The following is a 24,085-nucleotide window of genomic DNA, read 5'->3' on the forward strand; positions in this document are numbered from 1 at the left end:
CTTTTTCGTAAGGAGGACCCATCGTGGATGTGAAAATTGAACAAGCAGGATACGAGATAAACGAGCCCGTCATCCAAGACATTTCGTTTGATGTACGGGCAGGTGAGATTTTAGGGGTGATTGGGTCGAATGGTGCGGGAAAAACGACCACCATCGCCTGTCTTACCGGAACGATTCCTTGGATGAAGGGAACGGTTGAGATGGAACGCTATGCGTTTATCCCGGAACAACCGGTCTACTATGATTATTTGACGCTATCTGAACATATTGCACTCGTCCAAGAATTAACGGGAATCGATTCAACAGAAAAAACGGAGGAGTTGCTACAGCTATTCCGGTTAGAGCATGTGACCGATCGGTATCTCTCCTCTTTTTCAAAAGGGATGAAACAGAAGGCGATGATTCTATTGGCGCTCATTCAAGAAGCGCGGGTATTGATTGTCGATGAACCATTTATCGGATTGGATGCGACGACGACGATTCAGTTACTTCGACTGTTAGAAGCGGAGCGTACGAGGGGGGCAAGTGTCTTATTAGTCACACACGTTCTTGATACGGCCGAGCGATTATGCGACCGATTCGTATGGATTGATGATGGACAACTGCTCGCGAGTGGGACGAAAGTGGAGATTCGAGAAGCGCTCGATACAGAGGGGATGACCTTGTTTGACATGATGGAAGATGTGGCGATGCGATGATTGCGAAACGATTGTTTTGGATGCGTGTCTCCCGGTACATAAAACAGCAATGGAAGACGGTCCGATTGATTGTCGACTGGACGATTTTTTTATACGGTGTCCTTCCTCTTCTCATATGGGCAGGCTATTCCTACTGGCAAGTCTGGGAAGGGAACTGCCCCTGGTTAGGTGACATCCCTTATTTTCTCTGGGCACTTCTGATTGGATGGTTCATGTGGCAAGACCGTATGTTTGTCTGGATTGAGCGTGCCGATCTCATCCTTGTGTCAAACCGGGGCATGATTCGGGATTTAAAAAGGTATTCGGTTTGGTATCAACTTACGCAACACGTGATTCAATATGGATGCTATCTGCTGTTGCTTGCACCGATTCTATACGTAAAAGGAAGGGACGTGGGCGAGATTCTCGCGTTTGGGGCTGCACTTTTTCTACTCGCTTGGTGTCACGCATGGGTCCAGTATCATCTACGTCTCCGACACGCCCATCTCATGAAGCGATTTTTAATCGTACTCCTTGCTTTTGTAGGCGTGTATGCGTTATTGATTGAGTCGATATTGCTTAGTGTGTTGATCGGAAGCATCATGGTCACATTTGCGTTATACGTAGGGGAAGCATGGGTGTCGAAACATCCGAGTGTCGGTCGAGAAATTGAAATCGGAGAACGTGAGCGTGCCTCATTCGATCGTGTCCTGTTGACGACGTCAGGAGCCATCGAGAAGACGAGTGAGCGGAAACGTCCCCTGTATCGACCGAGACCGAATCGCTTCGGCACCGTCAGACGGACGATGGCACTCCTTATGTACTTTAGAACGCCGAGTCATCGGAATTTATGGTTTCGACTCATTCCGCTCGGGATCACGAGCGTGATTCTTCTCCCAAGTTGGTTCAAACTAGTGGTTCCGATTTATCTGTTGTATGTCGCCTATCAAGAACAGACGTCGTTCACGAGAGAAATGGAGCGACATCCATTCTTTCAATCCATTCAAGAAAGAGGTTCATCATGAACGAACAGCAGTATGAGCAACTGTTACAAATCGAGACGGCCAAACCTCAGCAAGGATTTCCGTCCTCGGCCGAATATCATCGTTATGAGCCGACTCCTTACGAGGCACTCGATTTGCTTCGGGATGCGTATCCGTTAGAGTCCACAGATACCATCGTGGATTTCGGTTCGGGAAAAGGACGTCTGCCGTTCTATTTAGCGTATACGTTTCGTGTGAGGGCGATTGGTGTCGAGATGGACGGTGGATTTCATGAGGAGGCACTTCAAAATTGGATGAGCTATACGAGGAAACATCGTAATCGGGGAAGTGTTCAATTGGAACAGGGATTCGCGGAGGGATTCATGATTCCACCGGATGCGAATCGATTCTACTTCTTTAATCCGTTCTCGGTGAACGTCTTCCGCCAAGTGATTGCCAACATCATCGAATCTGTTGAAACGGTTCCTCGCCCGGTCGATGTGATTTTATATTATCCGGCGGATGAGTACCTCCATTATTTGAACGACGAGACGCCTTTTCAGTACGTACAAACGGTGCGATTGCCGCTGAAGAATCTTCATGAGCGATTTTTGATTTATCGGTTTGATATGATGGAGTCATCTTGGTAATGGAGGAGTGAGCACGATGAAAAAGAAAGACATTTTAGAAGCGTATCGTTGGCGTCAAGCGACGAAAGCGTTCGATGCGGATCGTAAAATCAAAGAAGAGGACATGGAGTTCATTTTAGAGACGGGACGTCTTTCGCCGAGTTCGTTCGGATTCGAGCCATGGCAATTCGTCGTGGTGCGTCGGGAAGATTTACTCCAAAAGATTAAAGATCATGCATGGGGAGCGCAAGGTCAGGCACTGACTGCCAGTCACTTTGTGTTGATCCTCGCAAGAACACCGAAAGCCATGCGTTACGATTCGGACTATATTCGTCATATCGTGACGGGTGTACAGGGCCGGACGGAAGAAGAATACGCACAGCGCGTGAAACGGGTACAGGAGTTCCAGGAGGACGACTACCGTCTTTTAGACGATGAGCGTGTCTTCCAGGAATGGATCAAGCGTCAGACATATATCCCTCTTGGGAACATGATGACGGCTGCCGCACAAATCGAGATCGATTCATGCCCAATTGAAGGGTTCAATCAAGAGGAGATCGATGAGTTGTTAATCTCAGAAGGTGTGATGGAACGTGGGGAATGGTCACTTTCAGTCATGGTCGCATTTGGGTATCGAGCGCGCGACTTTGCACCGAAAACACGTCGTGATTTTAACGAAGTCGTCAAATATATTGGATGAAAAAAAGAGTCAATCGCCGGGGCGATTGACTCTTTTGAATTATTTCCAGTCTGTGATGCGGTCGACTGGGAAGCGGACTGATGGATACCCTTCTTCTGCTGCTTTCCCGATTGAGAGAAGCATGACTGGGAGGTAACGTTCTTTGTCGAGGCCGAACGCTTCAGCGATGTTCGCTTTGTCGTATCCGCCGATTGGGTTTGTGTCATATCCGTGTGCACGTGCGACGAGCATGAGCTGCATCGCAACGAGACCTGAATCGAGCATGATGCTATCTTTGATCATTTCTTTCGGTGCATCTTTGAAGATGCCTTTGATCATGTCGACTTGACGGTCACGGACCTCAGCCGGCATCATACCGCGCTCTACTGCTGTATCGAAAATCTCTTCTGTGTAATCTGCCATCTGATAGTCGGCGAAGAGGGCGATCACAGCTGAAGATGTTTCCACTTGGCGTTTGTTGAAGCTTGCGAGTGGGAGGAGTGTTTCTTTTCCTTCTGCGCTATCGATGACGACGAAGCGCCATGGCTGTAAGTTAAGGGATGAAGGAGCTGTTGTCGCTTCTTCAAGAATTTGTGTCATTTCTTCTTTTGAAATTTTGACGTTCTCATCGTATACACGAATCGAGCGGCGTCCTTTGACAATCTCCATAAAGTCTTTTTGTGTGGCAGTGTTCATATTGTAGTCTTCCTTTCATGCTCAATAGTATCTTGTAACATCGTGAGTGATGCTAATAACTGTTGTTGATCCTCTACCTTCATGTTGACAAAAAGTCGGTCCGTTAAGCACTCTTTTTGCTCAGTCCAATGTGCAACTTGTTCACGACCATCGTCTGTCAACTCAACATAGATGACACGGTTGTCTTGTTCACAGCGTCTCCGCGTGATGAGTCCTTGTGTCTCTAACTGTTTCAAGTGTCGGGTGATGGCGGCATGGTCGACATCGACGCGCTGTTGCAATTCACGTTGCCGCAATGGACCGACGTGATACAAGTTGCTCAAAATGTCATAGCGACTCAAGCTGAGCCCGTCCATTTCAGAGTCGAATAATTGCCCTAATTCTTTTTGTACAGTGATGATGTGATAGAGAATTTGATCACGAAGCGAGCAAGAATCTCGCATGCACATCGCCTCCTCAAATCATTGATGACTCAATCATTGATGGGTCACACAATGTATAGTAAACCCAACCTGACGATATTTCAAATAAAAAGTTTTAAAAAATAGGTTGTCAAACTGTTATATAATAGTCTATATTATAACCAACTGATATATAACAATGGTTAAAGGAGGATGTGAACGCTTGGAACACTATGAACGACTAGATAAGTATCATATTCATGAGAAACTGCTCGAATTTGTGAATAAAAACGTTCTTGAACCTCATGAAATCAATGATTTTTGGGAAGGGGTCGAATCGCTTCTAGAGCGTTTCATTCCAGTGAATCAGACACTTCTAGAGCAGCGCAAGACATTCGAGCGATTGTTACAGGAATGGTACAGCAGGCAAGACGAAGTCGATCCAATCGAATACGAGACATTTTTAACGTCGATCGGCTATATCGAACCGGTCGTCGAAGATTTTAATATCGACGTGTTGAATGTCGATCGCGAAATCGCTCATCAAGCGGGACCGCAACTCGTCGTACCGTTAGACAATGCCAGATATGCACTCAATGCCGCCAACGCCAGATGGGGAAGTCTCTACGACGCTCTTTATGGGACGGACATGATTGACGAGACAGATGGTATGGAAAAGGGGAGAGCATATAATCCCGTTCGCGGTAATGAGGTCATTCGGTTAGCGAAACAGTTTCTGGATGACACGTTCCCGCTACCATCAGGGTCGCACAAGGAAGTGACACGATACGTCGTTCGTGACGATGTCGCTTATGCGGTAATCGGGGACGACGAGCATTCGTTCGCAGATGATTCTTTCGTCGGTTACACCGGGGAACCGAACGAGTTGAAGACGTTAATGCTCCAGCACAATGCCTTGCACGTTGAACTTCAATTCGACCGCGAGCATCCGATCGGAAAGATTGATCCTGCTGGACTGATGGACATCGAGCTCGAATCAGCCCTATCCGCAATCGTGGATTGTGAAGACTCGGTCGCAGCCGTTTGCGCGGAAGACAAAGTTCATCTGTATCGTAATTGGCTCGGTCTAATGGATGGGACGCTTGAAGCCTCGTTCCAAAAAGACGGGAAGCGACTCTCTCGGCGTTTAAACGAAGACAAGCGTTTGCTTGGAAAAGGTGGGGTGGAAGTCGTCCTCCCAGGACGCGCGCTCTTGTTCATTCGGAACGTTGGACACTTGATGACGACGGACTTGATTCTTGATGCAGAAGGTCGCGAGGTACCAGAGGGGATCGTTGATGCCATCTTTACTTCATTGATTGCAAGTCGCCATCTTCATCGTCGTCTCAACTCTCGGGAAGGATCGATTTACATCGTCAAGCCGAAAATGCACGGCTCTGAAGAAGTGGCATTCACCAATGTTTTGTTTGATGCCGTGGAAAATCTGCTGGACCTTCCTCGCTATACGTTAAAAGTCGGCGTGATGGATGAAGAAAGACGAACGTCGCTCAACTTGAAAAATTGTATCGCGCAAGTAAAAGAACGGGTCGTCTTCATCAACACGGGCTTCCTTGACCGGACGGGAGACGAGATTCATTCCTCGATGACGCTCGGACCGATGCGTCGGAAGGGAGAAATGAAGACGTCACCTTGGCTCGCTGCATATGAACGGTTGAATGTATGGATCGGTCTCGAGAGTGGGTTCCATCATCAAGCACAAATCGGAAAAGGGATGTGGGCGATGCCCGACCGAATGCAGGATATGATGCGTGAAAAATTGGCACACGTACGCTCCGGGGCAACGACGGCATGGGTACCTTCACCGACCGCGGCGACACTCCATGCGATGCACTATCATCAACTCGATGCTTTTGATGTACAGCGAGAATTGATCAAGCAACCTCATTCGAAACATGAGAGACAACAACTCCTCGACATTCCGCTCGCGACACGCATCTATTCGCAAGACGAGATCAATGAAGAGCTTGAGAACAACTTGCAAGGATTGCTCGGGTACGTCGTCCGTTGGGTCGAACAAGGTGTCGGTTGTTCGAAAGTGCCGGATATTCACCATATCGGACTGATGGAAGACCGGGCGACACTCCGGATTTCGAGCCAACACGTGGCCAACTGGTTGCATCACGGCATCTGTTCAGCAGAACAAGTCGAGGTCACCCTTTATCGGATGGCACGAGTCGTCGATGAGCAAAACGAGTCAGACCCGAATTATCGACCGATGACGCCGAACGTCGATCAGTCGATCGCCTATCAAGCCGCCCACGAACTCGTGTTTCATGGGTTGAAACAGCCGAACGGGTATACGGAACCAATCTTACATCGCCGCCGCCGTGAATTTATGAAACGACAAACTGTGGAGTTCAATTTAAAAGGAGGAACCTCATCATGACAACGAAAAAAATGGAAAGCGAACAGTTGATTGAACGTTGGGTCGTCCGCCGCATCGTATCTGGAGAATCGACAGCATCTTTGGCGAATACGGCATTCGTATACGGCAACGACTTGATGCGCCTCGTCTTGGATCGTGCAGACGGTTCGCTCCAAATCATGAAAGAGCCAATCGATGAAGTCGTCGTTTTCCGCAAACCAGAGGATCGTGACGAAGAAAACGTCTGTCGTTGCTGCGGGATGGAGCATTCGACGTTTAAGGCAGCGTTGGAATGCTGCGCTTACCTCGACTAAATCATTTCATTTGCACCATCTGTTATATAACAAAATTATTTTTATGAAATTAATATAATACAGGAGGGTTTATTGATGAAACAACGTGAAGAATTGTTGAACAGCTGGAAGTCAGAACGATTTGAAGGGGTAGAACGTCCATACTCTGTAGAAGACGTCATGAAATTACGAGGGTCTATCGTGATTGAACATACGCTTGCGACAAAGGGAGCGGAACGCCTGTGGCAATTGATGCACGAGCGTGACTACGTCCATGCACTCGGTGCGTTGACAGGGAACCAGGCGATTCAGCAAGTAAAAGCAGGACTCGAATCCATCTATTTGAGTGGTTGGCAAGTAGCGGCGGATGCGAACCTGTCAGGTCACATGTATCCGGACCAAAGTCTATATCCGGCCAACTCGGTACCAAGTGTCGTCAAACGAATCAACCAAGCGCTTCAACGTGCTGACCAAATTCAAACGGCAGAAGGGAAAGGCGACACGCATTGGTTCGCACCGATTGTCGCGGATATGGAAGCCGGTTTTGGTGGGGTGCTCAACGTATTCGAATTGACGAAGGCGATGATCGAAGCAGGTGCTGCCGGCGTTCACCTCGAAGACCAGCTCTCGTCTGAGAAGAAATGTGGTCACCTCGGTGGGAAGGTGTTGCTCCCGACGCAGACGGCTGTGAAAAACTTGATTTCGGCTCGGCTCGCGGCAGACGTCATGGGCGTCCCGACAATCATCGTAGCGCGGACAGATGCGCACGCGGCGAACTTGATCACGAGCGACATCGACCCAATCGATCATCCGTTCATCATTGGAGAGCGTACGCCGGAAGGCTTCTATCGTACGGAAGCTGGTATCGAGCAAGCTATCGCTCGCGGTCTCGCTTATGTACCGTATGCAGATCTCGTCTGGTGTGAGACGTCTGAACCAGATTTAGCAGAGGCACGTCAATTTGCCGAAGCGATTCATGCGAAGTATCCAGGCAAACTTCTCGCTTACAACTGCTCGCCATCGTTCAACTGGAAGAAGAAATTGTCAGACGAAGAGATTGCCACGTTCCAACAAGAAATCGGTGCAATGGGCTACAAGTTCCAGTTCGTCACACTCGCTGGATTCCACGCGCTCAACTTCGGCATGTTCGAGCTCGCACGCGGGTACAAAGATCGCGGCATGGCAGCGTACTCGGAGTTACAACAAGCAGAATTTGCGGCTGAAGTACATGGTTACACGGCGACACGTCACCAACGGGAAGTCGGAACGGGTTACTTCGATGAAGTCTCGCTCGTCATCTCAGGTGGACAATCATCAACGACTGCACTGGCTGGATCGACAGAAGCAGAGCAATTCACAAATTGATCATATTTTGGAGACGCCAACTTGTTGGTGTCTCTTTCTTTATGTGAAAGTGTGTGAATCAGTTCGATGAATATGTGAAAAAAAGATGAATCAAAATTCATTTTAACTTCTTCAATTCGACGAATAGTTGCCACAAATAGTAAGAGTAAACCGTTTCCATTCCTTGTATACTCAATCTGTTCACAAGTTGGACACAATGATAAAGGGGGAAGCATCATGCAAGGGGAACGGTTAAACAAACGTAACGCTTGGTATCAAGCGATTTGGCGTTGGCACTTTTATGCAGGTCTCATATTTGCACCGATTTTCATTATCTTGGCTGTGACAGGAAGCATTTATTTATTTGAACCGCAAGTAACAAAGATGCAATACAAAGACATGATGACGGCATCTTTCACGGAAGAACAGCCGATAGAAGTCCAAAAGGAATCATTCATGACAGAATATCCGGATGCGATGATCACATCGATTCGTTTGCCGGATGAAGGTGAATCGACTCGAATCGGTTGGATGAACGAAGACGAGATGATGTATACATATATTCATCCAGAAACGACAGAAGTTTTAGGAACACGGTCTGCTGAAGGTAGCATGGATTTATTAGTTGTGATTCATGGCACACTATTAGGTGGTCAAATCGGGAGCTGGGTCGTCGAACTCGCGGCGTCCTGGGCAATCATTCTTCTTATTACGGGGACATTCTTGTTTTGGCCACGTGGTAAGAATCCGCTTCGGATGCTTATGCCGAAGCTTGGGAAAGGACGACAGTGGTGGAAGCAGATGCACGGTAGCGTCGCCTTATGGTCATCGCTAGGCCTCGTGCTCATTATCAGTTCAGGGTTGGCTTGGTCATCCGTTTCGGGTGCGATGCTGCAGTGGGTTTCCTCGTCGACAAACACGGGAGCACCGATGTATGCCTATGCGTTTGGTACCAAGCCGGAATCGACCGTGACGACAAAAGATGTGGCAGAAGACGTACCTTGGGCGACCCAAGCAGATCTCGTTCCAACTTCTTCTCCAAGTACGCTGTTGCCGATTGATTTGAATCAAGTGGTTAACAAGTCCACGATTGATCGACCGTACACGATCTCGCTTCCGGAAGGCGAAACAGGCGTCTATACTATCACATCGGCAGCGGGACATCCATTTAAAGAAGCGACGGTGAACTTAGATCAATACAGTGGTGAAACACTCAGCTCTGTGACATACGCAGATTACGGGGTTCTCGGAAAACTGATTACGGTCGGAATCGCCTTCCATGAAGGTCGCCTCTTCGGTTTGCTCAATCAATTGGTTGGGGTCGCACTTTGTCTAGGTCTCATTTTCGTGGTCATCAGCTCGTTCGTGATGTGGCGCAAACGGAGAATCGGATCGATCGAACAGATGAAGCGGTTTGAGGACGAACGGATCAAACGAATCGTCGGTATTTTGATTCTACTTCTTGGTGTGACATTACCGCTCGCAGGGATCAGTATTCTTGTCGTTCTCCTATTTGATTGGTTAGTCGGGCGCCGGAAGTTGAAAGCGGAGGTGGCGGCATGAAACGATTTAAAGCAGTCCTTCCTGTCATCCTAGCGACGATTTGGTTAGGTGCGTGTCAACTTCAGCCAGTAGAACGCACCGTTGATCCGATTGGCATTCAACTGATCGTACCTGAACGTGTAGAAGTTGGCTCGACGACGCTTGCGATGAAAATATCGAATGATGAACGTGTGACAGAAAGCCATATTCAAGTCACGCCTTACGATTCGGAAGAGACCCGGACGTATGAAGTGACAGAAAAGGATGGCTATCTCGTGACGAGCGTGAAACTCGATCAGGGAATCTACCAAGTGAACGGCATGGTCCATGAAGGGCAGAAGGTCTATACGCCGTCCGCATGGATGATTGTCGGTGATGTACCGCAAGACCAAATCGACCAATTGCAGCAACCAATCGTTCACTCACACGACCATGGTGGTGAACATCAGCATTAAAAAAGTAACCGTTGCGTATGCAGCGGTTACTTTCGTTTAAGACGTATCCCGATCTCTCCAATGAGAACGGCAATGCCCATAAATCCGGCACCGAGGATGGCCATTTGATTCTGGTTGGCGACCCCGATTCCCTTCTCGAATTGATAAATCTCACGTGTTAAGAATTGGATCGGCTCACCGGATGTGAGTGCTTGTTCATAACCGAGCCAAATCAAAATCGAGAATGTGGCAATTGAAACCAAAAGTCCGATGAATGCGGTAGTACTGACACGGATTACGGTTCGAGTCATAGCGTTTCCTCTTTTCCTGTTTGTATACGATACGTCACAAGCTGAGGAAAAGATTCACGAGGCAATCATTTCGGAATGGTCAACACTTGCCCGACACTGATTAAGCTGACGTTCGTGATATTGTTGGCGGCCGCGATTTTCGCAACAGTTGTGTTATACATCGTCGCAATCTTGTACAGCGTGTCCCCTAATTTGACCGTGTATTTTACCGTAGTTGTCGGTGGTGTGACCGTCGTACCTGGGATGACGAGCACTTGTCCGACATAGATGGAGTTGACGTTTGCGATGTTATTGGCAGCTGCGATTTTTGCGACGGTCGTATTGTACATCGTCGCAATCTTGTAGAGTGTGTCGCCCGATTTCACGGTGTATTTCACGGTCGTCGTAGGTGGTGTAACGGTCGTTCCTGGAATGATGAGCACTTGTCCTACATAAATCAAGCTGTAGTTCGTAATGTTGTTGGCGGCAGCAAGCGCCGAGACGGTGACTCCGTATGTCCGTGCGATACTGTACAACGTATCACCTGACTTCACGGTATACGTTTTGTTCGTCGATGCGTTTTGATATGCAAGTAATTGTGAGATCGTGACAAATTTGTACCCTTTTGCTTTGAGTTGTGAAATCATCGTTGGGAGTGCGAGCGGTGTACCCGGGGCCCCGGCTCCGGTATGCATCAAGACGATTGAACCCGGTTTGATGTTAGTCTGAACTTTCGTGTTGATTTGGCTCGCGGTCAATCCTTTCCAGTCAACCGTATCAATGTTCCATTGAATCGTGTATCCGTATCCTGAAGCCCCGACACCGCTCAATACGGTACTATTCACTGCACCAAAAGGGGCTCTGAAAATCGGTTTTGTCGTTTTTCCGGTCAACGATTTAATCAAAGCTTCCGTGCGGTCGAGTTCGGATTTCATCTGCGTGGCAGTCAGTTTGGTGAAGTCAGGGTGTGTATACGAGTGATTTCCGAGTTGATGTCCTTTTGCGGCGATATTTTTAATGTACTGTGGATGGTTATTTGCGCCCGACCCCGTTAAAAAGAAAGTGGCTTTGACATTGTTTTTTGCTAAAATGTCTAAAATCTTGTTCGTGTTCGCCCCGTCTGCCCCGTCATCGAACGTCAATGCGACGACCTTGCTCGTCGTGTTCACACTCGTGACAAATTTTGAAGCGGCGGCACTGACGGAAATCGATTGTGTGATCACCATCGCCAATAAGATGAACAGTGCCATCGCCCCACGAATGACCTTACGTTTCATCTGAATTCGCCTCCATTCATGATGTAACTCTCTTGATGTTAAGACTTTCCAAATGATTGACCTTGATATATTTTATATACCCCTTTTTAGAAATGATGGACTAAAATTCGGAAATGTACTCAATAAATTTTGATTCAACTATATGTGTGAAATTTGTGAGAATGTATCGTGGGATATATCACAGAATGCTCACACTCTTTTTGGAAAGAGATGGTATCATGAACAATGTGTGAAAGATGTAAGCGATTTATAAGGAGGACTTATGATGAAAAAGATGATGACACGGTTTGGGGTCGTGTTTGGACTCATCGGGTTGTTCGTACTCGGTGCGTGTGGTACTGAGAAAGAAGCGGAGAGCGCGGCTGTTCCACAGTCAATGGAACCGGTCGAGGCAGAGTTGACGGTAGAGGCAACGGCTGAAAAGGGAGAGGCGGTACCTTTATCAGTAACAGTCACGCAAGATGGTCAACCTGTAGACGATGCGGATGAAATCAAGTTCGAAGTATGGAAGAACGATGCGAAGGAAGAAAGTGAGATGATCAAGGCGTCACTCACGAAAGACGGTGTCTATGAAGCGGAGACGACGTTCGCGGAAGAAGCGGTCTATACGGTCCAGGTTCACGTGTCAGCGCGTTCGATGCACACCATGCCGACGACAAACGTGACGGTTGGACATCCAGAAACGGCTGCTGAAGCAGAAGAAGAGAGTGAGCATCATCACCACGCTGGAGCGGATATCACGCTTGATCCGAAAGAGGCGACAGCAGGGGAAGAACAACCATTCATGGTACACGTCATGATTGAAGACGAGATGCTCGCAGGGGCGGAAGTACAACTCGAAATCTTCCAAGACGGGGCAGAGAAGCATGAGTGGGTGAAGTTAGAGGAAGCAGATACTGGGATGTATAAAGGTGCACACACCTTTGCTGAATCAGGCGCATACAACGTTCAAGTCCATGTCACGAAAGGTCATGATATTCATGAGCACGTCATGGAGACGGTAAACGTTAAATAAAAAATCGGCTCACGTTGAGCCGATTTTTTATTATGCATTTTGGTAAAGGGATTCAACTTGTTGTTGAAGCGCTTCGTTCTCCAAGTACTCATCGTATGTTGCTTCTTTGTCCACGATGCCATTCGGAGTCACTTCGATGATGCGTGTCGCGATCGTCGAGATGAGCTGATGGTCATGTGAGCTGAAGAGAAGCACGCCTTTGAACGACTCGAGACCGTTGTTGAGTGCTGTGATCGATTCGAGATCCAAGTGGTTCGTCGGATCGTCAAGGACGAGTACGTTCGAGTTCGAGAGCATCATCTTCGAGAGCATGCAGCGTACTTTTTCTCCTCCTGAGAGGACAGACGCCTTCTTCATGACTTCTTCACCTGAGAAGAGCATGCGGCCAAGGAATCCACGAAGGAACGTGTCTGACTCATCGGCAGGTGAGAACTGGCGCAACCAGTCGAGGATGCTCTTTTCTGAGCCCTCGAAGTACTCCGAATTGTCTTTCGGGAAGTATGACTGAGTTGTCGTGACGCCCCATTTGACTGACCCTGTGTCTGGCTCCATCTCACCCATGAGAATTTTGAAGAGTGTCGTGATGGCAACGTCCGAACGACCGACGAATGCGACTTTGTCCGTCTTGTTGAGTGAGAACGTGACGTTGTCGAGTACTTTTACACCATCGATCGTCTTCGATACGTTATCGACATAGAGAACATCGTTTCCGATCTCGCGCTCCATCGTGAATCCGACGAACGGATAACGACGTGACGACGGACGGATGTCATCAAGTGTGATCTTATCGAGCAACTTCTTACGAGACGTCGCTTGACGTGCTTTCGATGCGTTCGAGCTGAAACGTGCGATGAAGTTTTGAAGCTCTTTGATTTTCTCTTCTTTCTTCTTGTTCTGGTCTGCCGCCATACGTGTAGCGAGTTGGCTAGACTCATACCAGAAGTCGTAGTTCCCGACATACAATTGGATTTTTCCAAAGTCGAGGTCGGCCATGTGCGTACAGACTTTGTTCAAGAAGTGACGGTCGTGGGAAACGACGATGACTGTGTTTTCAAAGTTGATCAAGAATTCTTCTAACCATTGAATCGCTTTTAGGTCAAGTCCGTTGGTCGGCTCGTCTAAGAGGAGGATATCTGGCTTACCGAAGAGCGCTTGGGCAAGAAGGACTTTGACTTTCTCCCCACCTGTGAGTTCGCTCATTTGTTTCTGGTGGAGCGCTTCAGAGATACCAAGACCTTGGAGGACCATCGAGGCTTCCGACTCTGCTTCCCAACCGTTCAACTCAGCGAATTCTCCTTCGAGTTCAGCTGCGCGCATCCCGTCTTCATCTGAGAAGTCTTCTTTCATGTAGATGGCGTCTTTTTCTTTCATTACTTTGTAGAGACGCTCGTGACCCATGATGACGGTCTCGAGAACTGCACTGTCCTCATACGCGTAGTGGTCCTGTTTGAGGACGGCGAGACGTTCGCCCGGTGTGATGCTGACATCACCCGTCGTCGTATCTTGTTCACCTGATAAAATCTTTAAGAATGTCGATTTTCCGGCACCGTTCGCACCGATCAATCCGTAACAGTTGCCTGGCGTGAACTTGATGTTCACCTCTTCAAACAACTTGCGACCGCCAAATTGTAGGCTGACGTTATTTACTGTAATCATGTATGGTATCCCTCGTTTTTCTGATTAGTTTACGACGTGTATTGTATCACGTTTTTGAAAAACGCGCAGTCGCGTAAAGAGTGGAAGTGAAAAATGACTCTATTCGGTAATTCCCAACATATCATATGTTTAGTAAAAACATAACGTTTCACTTAATACATTTGGTTACTTGAAGTGAGACGTTGTGTCAAAGCAACGAAGTAAACGAATTCCTTCAGGGGAAATAGTGCAGTTCAGTTGCCATATTTCTAATCCGGAAGGTATCGCATCGTTAATCAATTGACGAATTAGATGGTCTTGTTTTCGGTTGGGATTACCGGTATAAATTGGTGCGTCATATAAAAAAACATATAAGAGGACTGCTCTTCCGGTTTGGGGTAGAGTGGAAATCAGAGCGTAGAGATGACGAATCAAACGTTCTGTTTCGATGGGTCGTTTCACTCGTCTACGTTTAAAGTGTGGGAGAGGAATAGTGAGTAGTTCGCTGAGCGGAGCCTTCACTTCCATGAAGATTCCATCAATCTGAAAATCGATCCGTGCACCGTCAGTTACTATTTCACGTTTGATTCCCCTCGGGGTTGAGAAAGCATCAAGCTGGTTCTCGAGTAAGAAAGCTTCAACATAGTCGTTTACACGACCTTGATTGATTCCAATCCATTGTTCACCATCGACTGAAATGGCTTCGACTGTAAAGCGAGTTTTACGATTCGAGTCATAGGTTTCTGAGACGAGGCAGGGGATGTTTTCAAATATAATATCTCCAATCCTTCCTGTTACAGGACAATGGCAAGGCGTGAGCAAATCATCAACGAGTACGTCCATGACAAAGCGATTACGTCTGTTTACAATTATCGCTTTTTTCAAAGGTTCTTCAAATAAAATCATTGCCACTTTTACGTGAAATGACGGTATTCAACTCAAATGCTACATTTCCTGCGAGTGCGCGTGAAATCATACATTGATCTTTCGCTTTTTTCGCGATGCGTTCAACAAGTGTGATCTCTCGATCCGTCATCTCTGTAGGTACTTGAATCGTTGTCGCATAGCGAATCGTCTCGTAAGTGAAGATGCCGTTCGTCACATCGACGATGCCTTCCGCATCAATCGTGATGCCACGGTGAGTCAGGTCACTCCGTCCGAGTACGGCTGCGAGGGTAATGATATAACACGTGGCCGCTGCCCCGAGTAACATCTCATCCGGATTCGTGCCGACTCCGGGACCGTCCATCTCGGGTGGGATCGAAATCTGTGTCTTTAATCGCTCGGCCTCGAGGGTACCGACGTCATTTCGTCCGCCATCCCAGCCGAGGTTCATGCTAAATGTATGCTTCATCAAAAATCGCCTCCAATGTCTCTAGTGTAAAAGAGAACGATTGGAGGCGCATGTGTTATGCTTGTGCGCGCTTCGCGAATGTGCGAAGTGTTTCGATGATAACCGTTGTTGCTTTTTCCATGTTGTTCACAGAGATGTATTCAAACTTCCCGTGATAGTTTTCGCCACCTGTGAAGATGTTCGGCGTCGGAAGGCCCATGTAAGAAAGTTGCGATCCGTCTGTCCCACCACGAATCGGTTCGATCTTCGGTTCGATGCCAAGACCACGCATGACATCAGCGACGGTATCGACGATGTGTTTGACCGGCTCGATTTTCTCAGCCATGTTGTAATACTGGTCTTCCATCTGGAGTTCAATCCGTTCTTCCCCGTATTTTTGTTTCCATTCGAGGACAAGCTTCTCCATCAACGCTTTACGCGCTTCGAACTTCTGTTTGTCGTGATCGCGGATGATGTATTGAAGCGTCGTCTTCTCGACGTCCCCATTGAAGCCGTTCAAGTGGAAGAATCCTTCGTAGTTGCTCGTCCGTTCCGGTGCCTCATCAGCAGGCAAACGGTTTTGGAACGCCATCGCGAGCTTCATCGAGTTGACCATCTTGTTCTTGGCGCTACCTGGGTGCACGTTCGTCCCGTGGAAGGTGACGGTCGCACCGGCTGCGTTGAAACTCTCATACTGCAACTCTCCAAGTGGACCGCCGTCCATCGTGTAAGCGAAGTCCGCATTGAATCGGGCGACATCGAATTTATGTGGTCCACGTCCGATTTCTTCATCCGGTGTGAAGGCGATGCGGACCGGCCCGTGTGGAATCTCAGGATGAGCCAATAAGTATTCGATCGCTGTGACGATTTCAGCGATTCCTGCTTTATCGTCCGCACCGAGGAGTGTCGTGCCGTCCGTTGTCATGAGCGTATGCCCGACATACCCGTCCAGTTCTGGGAAGTCTTTTGGTGATAACACGACATGAAGCGACTCGTTCAAGACGATGTCGCCACCTTCATAATGCTCGACGAGTTGAGGGGAGACGTTCGTTCCTGTGAAATCGGTCGCCGTATCGACGTGGGCAAGGAAGCCGATAGTCGGTACATCATGATCGACGTTACTCGGAAGTGTGGCGAAGAGATACCCGTATTCGTCCGTCTCGACGTCTGTCAGACCGAGTTCTTTTAATTCTTTCTCCAAATGGCGAATCAAATCCCATTGTTTGGCCGTCGATGGTGTTATCGTACTTGTGAAATCCGACTGTGTATCAATCTTCGCGTACGTCATTAAGCGTTCAATTAATTTTGCTTGCATGGATTGCCCTCCTCTAATAAGTTTCATCTTCATTAGTTTATCACGCGCAATCGAAGTCGAAACAAAAAAGTCGCGCCCATCGATGGACGCGACCTGTTCAAAAGAGAAACGGATATAGAATCGGCAAGATAAACGAGGTGAAGATTGCGGTCAATCCCATTGCGGCACCACCTGTTGCACCGGACAACGGATGTTCCGTTGCCGCCTGAGCGGTCCCAATCCCGTGACTGATTGTGCCGAGTGTGAGTCCACGCGTGAACGGGTCGTCCATACGAATCCACGTCAATAAGACCGGTCCGAGCATCGCCCCTAAAATACCGCAGGCAACGGCGATCGAGGCCGCAAGTGTTGCATCCCCCTCTAGTTGTCGAGCCAATTCAAGGGCAATCGGGGACGTTGCCGATTTGACCGATAGTGCAATCAATACGTTTTCGGTGAAAGAAAATAACTTGCCGAAAAGTACAGCCACGAAGATTGTGGAAAGTGACCCGATGACAATCGCGCTCAGTGCTCGCTTTGCCCGTGCGAGTAGTACAGGTAAGTTGCGATAGAGCGGTAATCCGAGGGCGACCGTCGCTGGTCCGAGTAAGATGGTGATGAGATCGGTAGCCGGTTCATACGCATCATAGGACTGTCCTGTCACGAGTAACAGAAGAATCAAAATCGCTGTACTTAAGAAGACGACATTGGTGAACGGAGATGCCCACTTCATGGAAAGTCGACGACTGAGCGAATACACGAGAATCGTCGATCCGATCCAAACGTATGTCATGATGTCTCACCTTCTTTCCCGGAAACAAACGCGGTCACGACCATACCCACCGCCATGCTGGCGAGTAACGTGATAAGGAGCGGGATGCCGGCAGCTTTTAACAACGTGCCGTACGCCATAAGGCCGACGGCAATAGGGATGAAGAAGAAGGCGAGATGCTTCGTCAAATATCCGGCACTGTCCTCAATCCATTCCACGCGAATGACTTTTGTTACTAAGAGAATGAGCAACAGCACCATGCCGATGACGCTGCCTGGTACTTTCCACGAGAACGTCTCAACAATCCAGTTTCCGAGCGTGCTCAATCCGAATAAAAGAGCGAGCCCAATCATCCATTTTAATAATTTCATATACATGACTTCCTTTCACGTCATTCAAAACGTATGAATCTTCTCAAATTCAACGAGAGAGGTCAAGAAAAGGGTATAACAAAAAAGGTAAGGGGTACATACGTTCGGGATGCTATACTACATCTATCATAAACAAGCGGGGTGCCGAGATGGAACTAAAAACGATTGAGCAATTTATTCAAGAGCATGGATTACAAAACAGGGAAGACATTTTACATGCGTTCACAAAGCGGGTCAATTTGACAACTTTGCCACGGACAACAAGGGAAGAAGTAGCGGTTGGCCATTCTAAGTTTGGCGGATATCCTGACTTACCACACGCAGACTTGCATCCTGGAGAGAATATGACGTTTTTAGCTCAGTTTCGTTTAAGTGATTTAGCTGAGTTTGAATCCGTAGATGCACTCCCGAAAGAAGGGGTGTTGTCTTTCTTCTATGATTTAGAAGAACAACCTTGGGGAGATGTGGATGAACGTCATCTTTGGCGTGTTCTGTTTACTGAAGAATCGAAACTTGAGCGAGTGCGAGTTGGGGAAGCATTAAATGAACGTGCCGTTTCCTTTAAAGAAAGCTATGCAGAGAATGAATACAGTTTATATGAGCTGCTCGACGAAGAGATGTACGATCGGTTACTCGAACGATTCGAACAAGAAGAACTTCATGCAATCGGTGGACATCCGAGTGAAGTGCAAGGTGACGTTTTTGAAGAGATACAAGAAACATATGGGGAACGATTCGATCATCCTTTCCTATTGTTTCAAATGGACACGTCTGAAGAGTTAGACGTCATGTTCGGGGATGCAGGTATTCTCTATTTTCTCATTCCGGAAGATGCTCTCCGTGCCAAACGGTTTGGAGAAACCGAAATCATTATGCAGTGTTATTGAACGCAAAAAAGGGAGCCGACTCGAATGAGTCGACTCTCTTTTGATTATGCTTGTTTTTTCTTACGGAATCGTGCGAAGAACTCATAGACGATTGGTACGATGAGCAACGTGAGAAGTGTCGAACTTGTGAGTCCGCCAATCACGGTGACCCCGAGACCTTTCGAGATGAGTGCGCCACCCTCGAGACCGAGTGCGAGTGGTGCGAGTGCACCGATTGTCGCGAGTGCGGTCATCAAGATTGGGCGAAGGCGTGTGCCCGCTGCCTCAAGTAACGCTTCACGTGTTGATAAACCAGCTTCTTCTTTATGAATGACGCGGTCAATCAAAACGATGGCGTTCGTGACGACAATCCCGATCAACATGAGTGCCCCGATCAAGGCAGAAACCGAAATCGTTTCACCCGTGATGAGAAGGGCGACGAGTCCCCCGATAATCGCATACGGAAGTGAGAACAACACGACGAATGGCGTGAGTGCCCCACCGAATGTGATGACGAGAACCAAGTATACGATGGCGATCGCGGCGAGCATCGCAAGACCGAGCTGAGTGAACGATTCTTGAATCTGTTCCGTTACACCGCCGACATCATACGAGACGCCAGATGGGAGCTCGATGTCCGATACGCGTTCTTCAATCGCAGCAGACGCTTCTGTCGCTTTATCTGTGCTGAGTTCAACACTTACTTGCGCAAGCAGTTTTCCGTCCCGCTCGACGAGTGTGTCCGGTGTTGTGCCTTCTTCGATTTCAATGAAGTCTGAAATCGGGCGTGGTCCGAACGGTGTCGTGATTTCTTGTGCTTGCAGGTCATCGACACTGTCATACGTCACTTGCTCGCTCGGGATGACGACGTCTAACTGTTTGTCATCCACTGTGACACTTGTAAGTGGACTTTCTGGTGCCTGAAACTGACTGATGACTTGCGCGATTTGACCTGCCGACACACCGGCTTCTGCAGCGGCCTGTTGGTCGACGTTGAACGTGTATTGTACATAGGACTCACGTAAGTCAGATGTCGCTTGACGGACATAATCCGTTTCCTCTTCAATCGTTTCGATGAAAGTCGGCACGATGGCTTCTAAATCTTCAAGGGAGTTGGCATAGACGTTGTATGTGACACCGCTCGTTGCGCCGCCACCTGAGAAGTCTTGTTCTTTCCATTCCCCGTTCGAAGCGAGTTCGTTCAATTTCTCGATATCAGCTAACTTCACATCCGCGAAGTCTTCCGTATCTGGATCATATTGAACGATGAAGATTCCTTGTTTGTTGTTTCCGGGGTTCAGCGGGTTCTCTCCACCGACCGTGAACTGAACATCGGTTGCGTTCGGTTGTTCTTCCATGAAGTATTCTTCTGCCACTTCTGCTGCGGCAATCGAATCTTCAAGTGTTTGACCAGGTTCTGGGTCGAACGTGACGAACAACGTCTTCTCCGAATCCTGATTCAAGAAGTTGACCCCAATCGCTGGGACAAGGGCAAAGCTACCAATCAATAGGGCAGTCGCGAGACCGAACACGACGAGTTTATGGTTCAGTGACCAGTTCAAGACGCCACGATACCATTCCGCGAGCTTGCCTGGACCTTCTTCTGGTTTCAACTTGTCGCGGTTTTTAAAGAACGAGTCGGCCATCATTGGTACGACCGTGATCGCCACGAGTAACGAAGCGAGTAATGCGAAGACGACCGTCAATGCGAACGGCAAGAACAGTTCACCGACAAAACCAGTGACAAATCCAAGCGGCAAGAATACTGCAATCGTGACGATGGTCGACGAGGCGATCGGGATGAATACTTCTTTTGTTGCCGCGATAATCAACTCTTTACCGCGAAGTGGTTCGTTCGAACGCGTGAGTCGACGGTAAATGTTCTCGATGACGACGATGGAGTCATCGACGACGCGACCAATCGCAACGGTCATCGCACCGAGCGTCATGATGTTCAACGTGATGTCCAATTGCTTCAAGACGATGAGTGCCATGAGAAGCGACAACGGGATCGAGATGACGGCGATGATCGTCGATCGGAAGTTACGTAAGAACACTAAGATGATGAGGATAGCGAACAACCCACCAAGTAATGCTTTAGACAACATCGTTTCGACCGACTCTTCAATCGGTTGTCCTTGGTCGAGTGTGATCGATACATTCGCCGTATCGTTTTCAGCTTCGAAGTCATTCAATACTTCTTTGACGGCGTTGACGACATCGACCGTGTTCGCATCTTGTGTCTTCGTCACTTGTACGCCAATTGAACGTTCACCGTTCGAGCGAGAAATCGATTCTTCGATTCCTTTGTCCTCGATTGTCGCAAGTTCACTCAACGCGACAGTCGGAGCCGTCGTCGGAACGTTCGGTGGTAATGCCGATGGTGTTTCCGTCGGGACCTCTGTTGGCACGTCTGGCGTTTGACCAGGTGGCAATTCAGTCGGGGCAGACGGTGTCGTCGGCGTTGATTGTGCTGGTGAGTAAGGGATTTGGATGTCGCGGAACGCTTCGAGTGTCTCCGACTTGCCGTCGATGACGACCGCTTGCTCCGTATCCCCTAATTCATATAACCCGAGCGCAATCCGAGCGTCATTCGCTTGAATCAATTGTTTGACCGTGTCTTCTGTCAAATTGTATTCTGCGAGCGCTTCTTGGTCGAATTGAAGTTCGACGCGGCGAATCTCTTGCCCTGCAATTTGGACGGTTTGCGCACCTTCCACTCCTTCAAGAGCAGGCTGCACTTCTTCCTCGACGAGTTTTGTCAATTCGGCCAAATCAAGACTCTCATCCGAGATGGCAGCCCCGATTACCGGGAAAGCGTCGAAACTGAGACGCGACACTTGTGGTTCTTGTGCCGACTCCGGCAATTCGACGTTGCTTAACGCATCTTTGACTTGTTGTTCCGCTTCATCCATATCGGTGCTGAAATCGTAATCGATTTGGATGTTCGAAGCGTTTTGGAATGACGAAGAGCGAACTTGTTCCACACCATTTAAATTCTGAAGACGATCTTCTAACACGGTGCTGACTTCTTCGAGCACTTGTTCAGGGGATGCACCTGGATAAATGGTTGTGACCGAGACGGTCGGAGTCGTAATGTCCGGTAACGTCTCGAGCTTCATCGTCAGACCGGCGAAAAGACCGGCGGCCGTCAAGATGATCGTCATCAACCAAACCGCAAACTTGTTGTTGACGGAGAAGGACGTGATTTTCTGCATGGGTTTTTAATCTCCTCTATTGTTATGTTGTTTTATGACTCACGATCGATGTCGTGGGCTCGTTCAATCAAGCGTGCGATAATCGCTTGTTTGAGTTCGGCAGGGGGAACGCCGACACCGAAGTGTTCGGACATCATCATACCTTCGAGTGCATAACGAATGATCATCGTTTCCACCGGATCAGCCGTTTGTTGGAACTGTGCGAAGAACGTATCCAAATCATGTTTCCAACGATTGGCGTACTCTTGGTCGACTTCGAACAACGTGAGAAATGCAATCATTTTCTCGACGTCGATTTGGATGGCAGCACGCTCAGGATGCAACTTCGTTTCATCAAATAGACGAACGAATGCCTCGATAGGTCCATGGCCTTCATCTTGCAATGAAGCATATAGCTCGTTTTGTTCTTGTTGTAATCGTTCGACCATCGCCGTCATCAACGCTTCTTTTGAAGGATAATGATAAAGAAGTCCCCCTTTAGATACACCCGCAGTCTTGGCGACTTCATCTAAGGTAAGTTGATGCACGCCGTGGTTCATGATGATGTCGGTTGCCGCATCCAACAGCTTTTGCTTTGTAACGTTCGATCGGTTTGACATATCTTCACCTCTTTCTGTACCGACCAGACGGTTTGTTTGATTTTACTATATCGTCCCCATTCTTTTGAAGTCAAGAAATGATGTCCTCAAAACTGTCACGAATTGCACATGTAATATGATAGCGATTGCAGAAAAGTCTTGACGTGAGAATGATTATCAGTGATGATAGGTACTGAGAGTAATTATCATTACCAGAGAGAAATAACCGAACGTGGGGGAATGACAGATGAACAAAAAATATGCAGCTTTAGGAATTTCAGCAGCGTTAACGACATCGCTCCTTGCCGCTTGTGCAAGCACAGATGAGACAACTTCAAATGAAGGCTCAGACGATTCGAACGTCGTCAATGTTTACTCGAGTCGCCACTACGATGTCGATCAACAATTATATAAACAGTTTGAAGAAGAAACAGGCATCAAGGTCAACGTAGTGGAAGGGAAGAGCGACGAACTTCTCGAGCGTTTGAACACAGAAGGGGAGAGCACAGAGGCTGACCTCTTCATCACTGCAGATGCTGGAAACTTGTATCAGGCGAAAGAAGCGGGACATCTTCAAGCGGTCGATAGCGATGAGCTTGAGTCAAACATTCCTGCAAAATATCGTGACACAGACAACGAGTGGTTCGGTTTGACGAAACGTGCGCGTGTCATCGTGTACTCAAAAGATCGCGTGAAACCAGAAGATTTGTCGACGTACGAAGCGTTGACGGAAGAACAGTGGAACGGCAAAGTGCTCGTGCGTCCATCGGAAAACATGTACAACATCTCACTCCTCGCATCGTTCATCGAAGTGAACGGTGTCGATGAAGCGAAAGAGTGGGCGAAGGGCTTAGTGAACAACATGGCACGCGACCCACAAGGGAACGACCGTGACCAAGCGAAAGCAGTCGTCGCTGGCGAAGGGGACGTGGCCATCATGAACACGTACTACATGGGGCTCATGTTGAATTCTGAAGACGAGGAAGAGAAGAAAGTCGCTGAACAACTCGGTGTCTTCTTCCCGAACCAAGATACAACAGGCACACACGTGAACATTTCGGGTATCGCGATGACGAAAGCATCGAAAAATACAGAAAACGCTCAAAAATTGATGGAGTTCATGTCAGAACCGTCAGCTCAAGAGAAGTTTGCGAGTGTGAACTATGAATATCCAGTCAACGAGTCGGTTGAACCGAATGAGCTTCTCCAGTCATGGGGTGAGTTCAAAGAGCAGGATATCAATCTCTCTGTACTCGGTGAAAACCAACAAGAGGCAATCCGTATCTTTAACGAAGTAGGTTGGAAGTAAGATGACTTCGGCTTGAACGAGAGTTCAGGCCGGAGATTTTTGCGTTCTTCACACCCTAAGCGC

At 48.2% G+C, this 24,085-nt stretch carries 24 protein-coding genes; 12 read left to right on the forward strand and 12 right to left on the reverse strand.

Annotated elements, in window-relative coordinates:
- Positions 1–23: 23 nt before the first annotated feature.
- Genes KNO61_RS13820 through KNO61_RS13835 form a run of 4 tightly spaced genes read left to right on the forward strand, consistent with a single transcriptional unit; the run spans position 24 to position 2,989 of the window.
- Positions 24–698, forward strand: a complete 675-nt coding sequence (locus KNO61_RS13820; RefSeq protein WP_078146062.1) for an ABC transporter ATP-binding protein — start codon at positions 24–26, stop codon at positions 696–698.
- Positions 695–1,702, forward strand: coding sequence for an ABC transporter permease (locus KNO61_RS13825; protein ID WP_214873624.1), 1,008 nt, complete (start codon positions 695–697; stop codon positions 1,700–1,702). Before KNO61_RS13820 ends, KNO61_RS13825 begins: the two co-directional genes overlap by 4 nt.
- Positions 1,699–2,310, forward strand: coding sequence for a class I SAM-dependent methyltransferase (locus KNO61_RS13830; RefSeq protein ID WP_214685035.1), 612 nt, complete (start codon positions 1,699–1,701; stop codon positions 2,308–2,310). The genes KNO61_RS13825 and KNO61_RS13830 overlap by 4 nt, the downstream gene beginning before the upstream one ends.
- A 16-nt stretch (positions 2,311–2,326) precedes the next feature.
- The gene (locus tag KNO61_RS13835; protein WP_078146065.1) at positions 2,327–2,989 is read left to right on the forward strand and encodes an NAD(P)H-dependent oxidoreductase; all 663 of its coding nucleotides are present in this window, start codon (positions 2,327–2,329) and stop codon (positions 2,987–2,989) included.
- A 39-nt stretch (positions 2,990–3,028) separates the two neighbouring features.
- Here KNO61_RS13835 and KNO61_RS13840 read toward each other — a convergent pair whose 3' ends face one another.
- Together KNO61_RS13840 and KNO61_RS13845 are read right to left on the reverse strand one after the other, a co-directional pair.
- Complete coding sequence (locus tag KNO61_RS13840; RefSeq protein ID WP_015880377.1) at positions 3,029–3,664, reverse strand: nitroreductase family protein; 636 nt, start codon at positions 3,662–3,664, stop codon at positions 3,029–3,031.
- The gene (locus KNO61_RS13845) at positions 3,661–4,107 is read right to left on the reverse strand and encodes a MarR family winged helix-turn-helix transcriptional regulator (protein ID WP_214873626.1); all 447 of its coding nucleotides are present in this window, start codon (positions 4,105–4,107) and stop codon (positions 3,661–3,663) included. The genes KNO61_RS13840 and KNO61_RS13845 overlap by 4 nt, the downstream gene beginning before the upstream one ends.
- Positions 4,108–4,288: 181 nt before the next feature.
- On the opposite strand from KNO61_RS13845, the gene KNO61_RS13850 reads away from it, so the two are divergent.
- The 5 genes from KNO61_RS13850 (at position 4,289) to KNO61_RS13870 (ending at position 10,085) form a co-directional block, all read left to right on the forward strand.
- Complete coding sequence (locus KNO61_RS13850; RefSeq protein ID WP_371816603.1) at positions 4,289–6,472, forward strand: malate synthase G; 2,184 nt, start codon at positions 4,289–4,291, stop codon at positions 6,470–6,472.
- Positions 6,469–6,765 carry a hypothetical protein gene (locus KNO61_RS13855; protein WP_015880380.1) on the forward strand — a complete coding sequence of 99 codons (297 nt, stop codon included), beginning with the start codon at positions 6,469–6,471 and terminating at the stop codon, positions 6,763–6,765. The genes KNO61_RS13850 and KNO61_RS13855 overlap by 4 nt, the downstream gene beginning before the upstream one ends.
- Positions 6,766–6,840: 75 nt before the next feature.
- Positions 6,841–8,109: an isocitrate lyase gene (gene aceA / locus KNO61_RS13860; RefSeq protein WP_214873630.1), complete on the forward strand. Its 1,269-nt coding sequence runs from the start codon at positions 6,841–6,843 to the stop codon at positions 8,107–8,109.
- A 216-nt stretch (positions 8,110–8,325) separates the two neighbouring features.
- Positions 8,326–9,651: a PepSY-associated TM helix domain-containing protein gene (locus KNO61_RS13865; protein ID WP_214688927.1), complete on the forward strand. Its 1,326-nt coding sequence runs from the start codon at positions 8,326–8,328 to the stop codon at positions 9,649–9,651.
- Positions 9,648–10,085 (forward strand): hypothetical protein, encoded by a 438-nt coding sequence (locus KNO61_RS13870; RefSeq protein WP_214685045.1) that lies wholly within the window; start codon positions 9,648–9,650, stop codon positions 10,083–10,085. Before KNO61_RS13865 ends, KNO61_RS13870 begins: the two co-directional genes overlap by 4 nt.
- A gap of 26 nt (positions 10,086–10,111) precedes the next feature.
- Here KNO61_RS13870 and KNO61_RS13875 read toward each other — a convergent pair whose 3' ends face one another.
- Positions 10,112–10,375, reverse strand: a complete 264-nt coding sequence (locus KNO61_RS13875; protein WP_214685047.1) for an LlsX family protein — start codon at positions 10,373–10,375, stop codon at positions 10,112–10,114.
- 65 nt (positions 10,376–10,440) lie between these two features.
- Entirely contained in the window at positions 10,441–11,631 is a 1,191-nt protein-coding gene (locus KNO61_RS13880) for a LysM peptidoglycan-binding domain-containing protein (RefSeq protein ID WP_214757600.1), read from the reverse strand.
- A gap of 265 nt (positions 11,632–11,896) precedes the next feature.
- Between KNO61_RS13880 and KNO61_RS13885 the strand changes: the two genes are divergently transcribed.
- Entirely contained in the window at positions 11,897–12,646 is a 750-nt protein-coding gene (locus KNO61_RS13885) for a FixH family protein (RefSeq protein ID WP_214757598.1), read from the forward strand.
- Between the two features lie 30 nt (positions 12,647–12,676).
- Here the strand turns inward: KNO61_RS13885 and KNO61_RS13890 are convergent, their stop codons facing one another.
- The 6 genes from KNO61_RS13890 to KNO61_RS13915 all read right to left on the reverse strand — a co-directional run bounded on the left by KNO61_RS13890 (position 12,677) and on the right by KNO61_RS13915 (position 18,051).
- Complete coding sequence (locus tag KNO61_RS13890; protein WP_015880408.1) at positions 12,677–14,302, reverse strand: ABC-F family ATP-binding cassette domain-containing protein; 1,626 nt, start codon at positions 14,300–14,302, stop codon at positions 12,677–12,679.
- A gap of 165 nt (positions 14,303–14,467) precedes the next feature.
- Positions 14,468–15,187, reverse strand: a complete 720-nt coding sequence (locus tag KNO61_RS13895) for a DNA/RNA nuclease SfsA (RefSeq protein ID WP_214757596.1) — start codon at positions 15,185–15,187, stop codon at positions 14,468–14,470.
- On the reverse strand, positions 15,174–15,638 hold the full coding sequence (locus tag KNO61_RS13900) for an SACOL1771 family peroxiredoxin (protein WP_078146074.1): 465 nt from the start codon (positions 15,636–15,638) through the stop codon (positions 15,174–15,176). The genes KNO61_RS13895 and KNO61_RS13900 overlap by 14 nt, the downstream gene beginning before the upstream one ends.
- Before the next feature lie 52 nt (positions 15,639–15,690).
- Positions 15,691–16,929 carry a peptidase T gene (gene pepT, locus KNO61_RS13905; RefSeq protein WP_214873632.1) on the reverse strand — a complete coding sequence of 413 codons (1,239 nt, stop codon included), beginning with the start codon at positions 16,927–16,929 and terminating at the stop codon, positions 15,691–15,693.
- Positions 16,930–17,026: 97 nt separating this feature from the next.
- Positions 17,027–17,701 carry an LrgB family protein gene (locus KNO61_RS13910; RefSeq protein ID WP_214685055.1) on the reverse strand — a complete coding sequence of 225 codons (675 nt, stop codon included), beginning with the start codon at positions 17,699–17,701 and terminating at the stop codon, positions 17,027–17,029.
- Positions 17,698–18,051, reverse strand: a complete 354-nt coding sequence (locus KNO61_RS13915; protein ID WP_214685057.1) for a CidA/LrgA family protein — start codon at positions 18,049–18,051, stop codon at positions 17,698–17,700. Before KNO61_RS13915 ends, KNO61_RS13910 begins: the two co-directional genes overlap by 4 nt.
- 149 nt (positions 18,052–18,200) lie before the next feature.
- Here KNO61_RS13915 and KNO61_RS13920 point away from each other — a divergent pair, with 149 nt between their 5' ends.
- Positions 18,201–18,938: a YwqG family protein gene (locus tag KNO61_RS13920; RefSeq protein WP_078146077.1), complete on the forward strand. Its 738-nt coding sequence runs from the start codon at positions 18,201–18,203 to the stop codon at positions 18,936–18,938.
- A 44-nt stretch (positions 18,939–18,982) separates the two neighbouring features.
- On the opposite strand, the gene KNO61_RS13925 is transcribed toward KNO61_RS13920, so the two are convergent.
- Both KNO61_RS13925 and KNO61_RS13930 read right to left on the reverse strand, forming a co-directional pair.
- Positions 18,983–22,135 carry an efflux RND transporter permease subunit gene (locus KNO61_RS13925; protein WP_214873634.1) on the reverse strand — a complete coding sequence of 1,051 codons (3,153 nt, stop codon included), beginning with the start codon at positions 22,133–22,135 and terminating at the stop codon, positions 18,983–18,985.
- Between the two features lie 32 nt (positions 22,136–22,167).
- Positions 22,168–22,734 carry a TetR/AcrR family transcriptional regulator gene (locus KNO61_RS13930; RefSeq protein WP_214873636.1) on the reverse strand — a complete coding sequence of 189 codons (567 nt, stop codon included), beginning with the start codon at positions 22,732–22,734 and terminating at the stop codon, positions 22,168–22,170.
- 226 nt (positions 22,735–22,960) lie between these two features.
- Between KNO61_RS13930 and KNO61_RS13935 the strand changes: the two genes are divergently transcribed.
- Positions 22,961–24,022, forward strand: a complete 1,062-nt coding sequence (locus KNO61_RS13935; RefSeq protein ID WP_159563300.1) for a Fe(3+) ABC transporter substrate-binding protein — start codon at positions 22,961–22,963, stop codon at positions 24,020–24,022.
- Positions 24,023–24,085: the final 63 nt, after the last annotated feature.

The organism is Exiguobacterium sp. s140, from assembly GCF_018617035.1.
Taxonomy (GTDB): domain Bacteria; phylum Bacillota; class Bacilli; order Exiguobacteriales; family Exiguobacteriaceae; genus Exiguobacterium; species Exiguobacterium profundum.

Bases quoted from the DNA above. Each gene is read 5' to 3' on its own strand.
- pepT (WP_214873632.1), bottom strand. From the start codon at position 16,929: ATGCAAGCAAAATTAATTGAACGCTTAATGACGTACGCGAAGATTGAT.
- KNO61_RS13825 (WP_214873624.1), top strand. From the start codon at position 695: ATGATTGCGAAACGATTGTTTTGGATGCGTGTCTCCCGGTACATAAAA.
- KNO61_RS13870 (WP_214685045.1), top strand. From the start codon at position 9,648: ATGAAACGATTTAAAGCAGTCCTTCCTGTCATCCTAGCGACGATTTGG.
- KNO61_RS13880 (WP_214757600.1), bottom strand. From the start codon at position 11,631: ATGAAACGTAAGGTCATTCGTGGGGCGATGGCACTGTTCATCTTATTG.
- KNO61_RS13910 (WP_214685055.1), bottom strand. From the start codon at position 17,701: ATGACATACGTTTGGATCGGATCGACGATTCTCGTGTATTCGCTCAGT.
- KNO61_RS13855 (WP_015880380.1), top strand. From the start codon at position 6,469: ATGACAACGAAAAAAATGGAAAGCGAACAGTTGATTGAACGTTGGGTC.
- KNO61_RS13895 (WP_214757596.1), bottom strand. From the start codon at position 15,187: ATGATTTTATTTGAAGAACCTTTGAAAAAAGCGATAATTGTAAACAGA.
- KNO61_RS13875 (WP_214685047.1), bottom strand. From the start codon at position 10,375: ATGACTCGAACCGTAATCCGTGTCAGTACTACCGCATTCATCGGACTT.
- KNO61_RS13865 (WP_214688927.1), top strand. From the start codon at position 8,326: ATGCAAGGGGAACGGTTAAACAAACGTAACGCTTGGTATCAAGCGATT.
- KNO61_RS13920 (WP_078146077.1), top strand. From the start codon at position 18,201: ATGGAACTAAAAACGATTGAGCAATTTATTCAAGAGCATGGATTACAA.
- KNO61_RS13915 (WP_214685057.1), bottom strand. From the start codon at position 18,051: ATGAAATTATTAAAATGGATGATTGGGCTCGCTCTTTTATTCGGATTG.
- KNO61_RS13835 (WP_078146065.1), top strand. From the start codon at position 2,327: ATGAAAAAGAAAGACATTTTAGAAGCGTATCGTTGGCGTCAAGCGACG.
- KNO61_RS13840 (WP_015880377.1), bottom strand. From the start codon at position 3,664: ATGAACACTGCCACACAAAAAGACTTTATGGAGATTGTCAAAGGACGC.
- KNO61_RS13845 (WP_214873626.1), bottom strand. From the start codon at position 4,107: ATGCGAGATTCTTGCTCGCTTCGTGATCAAATTCTCTATCACATCATC.
- KNO61_RS13885 (WP_214757598.1), top strand. From the start codon at position 11,897: ATGAAAAAGATGATGACACGGTTTGGGGTCGTGTTTGGACTCATCGGG.
- aceA (WP_214873630.1), top strand. From the start codon at position 6,841: ATGAAACAACGTGAAGAATTGTTGAACAGCTGGAAGTCAGAACGATTT.
- KNO61_RS13935 (WP_159563300.1), top strand. From the start codon at position 22,961: ATGAACAAAAAATATGCAGCTTTAGGAATTTCAGCAGCGTTAACGACA.
- KNO61_RS13925 (WP_214873634.1), bottom strand. From the start codon at position 22,135: ATGCAGAAAATCACGTCCTTCTCCGTCAACAACAAGTTTGCGGTTTGG.
- KNO61_RS13830 (WP_214685035.1), top strand. From the start codon at position 1,699: ATGAACGAACAGCAGTATGAGCAACTGTTACAAATCGAGACGGCCAAA.
- KNO61_RS13930 (WP_214873636.1), bottom strand. From the start codon at position 22,734: ATGTCAAACCGATCGAACGTTACAAAGCAAAAGCTGTTGGATGCGGCA.
- KNO61_RS13890 (WP_015880408.1), bottom strand. From the start codon at position 14,302: ATGATTACAGTAAATAACGTCAGCCTACAATTTGGCGGTCGCAAGTTG.